Genomic DNA, 2,217 nt, shown 5'->3' on the forward strand with positions numbered 1-2,217 from the left:
AAAAGCATTTAATTTCAATTAGAAGATATTATCCCCACGAATTTTCTACTGAGCCCGGAATACCCATCGATTACATTGCCGGCACCAGTATTGGCTCGATTGTGGGCGGACTTTATGCCACAGGCAGCAAGGCCGACGATATCGAGAGACTCTTCCGGTCACAGGAATGGAAAAGTCTTTTGGGTGACCGCAACTTGAATTTCAAGAAGAAGTTTCTGAAAAAGCAAAATGGTAAGTTTTATTTCTTTGGCTATCCCATAGGTAGGCGCGGTTCGACAAACTCGGTAGCCGTAGGACGCTTCGGTGCCATGCGTGGCGATCGTGTGGTACAACTTCTGGATTCGCTCACCCGTCTTCCCGATTCCATTTGTTTCGACTCGCTGCCTATTCCTTTTCGCTGCGTGGCAGTCGACATACATACATTGCGCGAGGTGGTGCTTGATAGAGGAAAACTCTCTGTCGCCCTACGAGCCAGCATGGCCATTCCCGGTGCGTTCAAACCTGTCATCATGGGCGATTCCCTGCTCGTCGACGGTGGCGTGCTGAACAATCTCCCCGTAGACGTGGTTCGCCGGATGGGCGCCGACATCGTGATTGCCATCGACCTGACCCAGCGCAAACATGCCACGCCACGTCGTACACTCCGGCCTCGCAAGACAAAGACCGGGCGGCTCATCCAATGGCTCAAAGCCCGTCCGGATATCGCCAAATATAATCATAACCGTACCGCCTGCGACTTGTACCTCAATCCTGATTTGAAAGGCTTTGACGCGACGCGGTTCGTTCCCGACAAGATAGACGCCCTTCTGCGACGAGGCGATGCTGTTGGCAAGGCCTTCCGGCCCGCGCTGATGAAATTGAAGAAGAGCATCATGCCGTAAGCGCTTGCCGTCTGCCATTCAAGCATGACAATGTCTGCGAAACCGTTTTCAAAAGCTATCTTTTTATCGTGTCAAAGGGCTACCTTCATAAATAAACAAATCATAAAGAAAAATTAATATCACAAGCTTGCATATACAAAAAAATAATTGCATTTTTGCCAAAATAAAAAATGATTTAAATACATTTATGTTTCATTTTAATATAAACAGAAAGTCATGAACAGAACAAAATTATTATTGGCAGCATTCGCAGGCATTGTCATCATTATCAGTGCTTGGCTATTGGCTCAAGGAGTGACTAATTTTCGTAAAGAGAGTCCGAAACTCAACGTAACGGGAATGGCTGAGAAGCAAATCACAAGTGATCTGATCGTATGGAATATTACGCTAAAGGCCAAAGGTGACAACCGTGCAAGTGCCTACAGCCAATATAAACGTGTGGCAGCCATCATGCGCAAATATTTAAAAGCACACGGCATAACAGATCCTGCCCTGTCTACAAGCAGTGTTGATATCAATCAGGAAACACGACAGGTCTACAACCGCGACAGCCATCAGTATGACTCTTATGACGACGGATTCTCCGTAACACAAACATTTACGGTACGTTCTAACGATGTGCCACTCGTAGAACGAGTTTATCAGAACATCGCGGAATTATACAACGAAGGGATCGACTTTAGTTCAAACGCGCCTTTGTATTACTACACGAAACTCAATGACCTGAAGATGGAAATGCTCAATAAAGCCAGTGAAAACGCCTATGAGCGCGCCCAGACCATCGCAAAAGGAAGTCATTCTGCCATCGGTGCCATGCTCTCATCAGCAATGGGAGTTTTTCAGATTGTAGGGTTGAATAGTGAGGAAGAGTATAGCTGGGGCGGCACTTTCAACACGTCAAGCAAAGAAAAGGTAGCCAGCATAACCGTCCGCACCACATATGAAGTAGAAAACTAATTAATACACATACAGGTTTCGGATAATCCGTATTGAGAACTTGACTAATTTAGCTCAAGTCAATACAGATTATCCGAAACTTGTATTTATTGTCGGATTACGAGATTTTAAATATTGTTGATGATGTCGATTGCCTGTAAACTCGATATCTTTCTCTCATCATCGAAAATGTATGTAGATACATTTCCATGAAAGCCATCAGCGGGAAGAACACGCGGGACATAAATCCCACAAAACAATTGTAGGACAGTGTGGATGAAAAAACTCGCCAAATGGTTCTTGCCCCATGGTGGAAACACAGTTTTTCGCATTTTTGTTGTTTCTCCCATGGCGGAAATGCAGATTTCGGCGATTTCCGGTTTTCCACCACAGAGGGAAA

Annotated in this window: 3 protein-coding genes; 2 read left to right on the forward strand and 1 reads right to left on the reverse strand. The window is 45.4% G+C overall.

The features are described 5' to 3' along the window. Together JHU38_RS12185 and JHU38_RS12190 are read left to right on the forward strand one after the other, a co-directional pair. Positions 1-881 (forward strand): patatin-like phospholipase family protein (locus JHU38_RS12185; RefSeq protein WP_207859416.1); only part of this gene is annotated, 881 nt, incomplete at its 5' end. Between the two features lie 216 nt (positions 882-1,097). Continuing rightward, positions 1,098-1,838: an SIMPL domain-containing protein gene (locus JHU38_RS12190; protein WP_107581712.1), complete on the forward strand. Its 741-nt coding sequence runs from the start codon at positions 1,098-1,100 to the stop codon at positions 1,836-1,838. A gap of 107 nt (positions 1,839-1,945) precedes the next feature. Here the strand turns inward: JHU38_RS12190 and JHU38_RS12195 are convergent. After that, positions 1,946-2,217, reverse strand: a 272-nt coding sequence (locus JHU38_RS12195) for a hypothetical protein (RefSeq protein WP_207859418.1), incomplete at its 5' end; no start/stop codon positions are given.

This window comes from Prevotella illustrans, from assembly GCF_017426725.1.
Lineage (GTDB): Bacteria > Bacteroidota > Bacteroidia > Bacteroidales > Bacteroidaceae > Prevotella > Prevotella illustrans.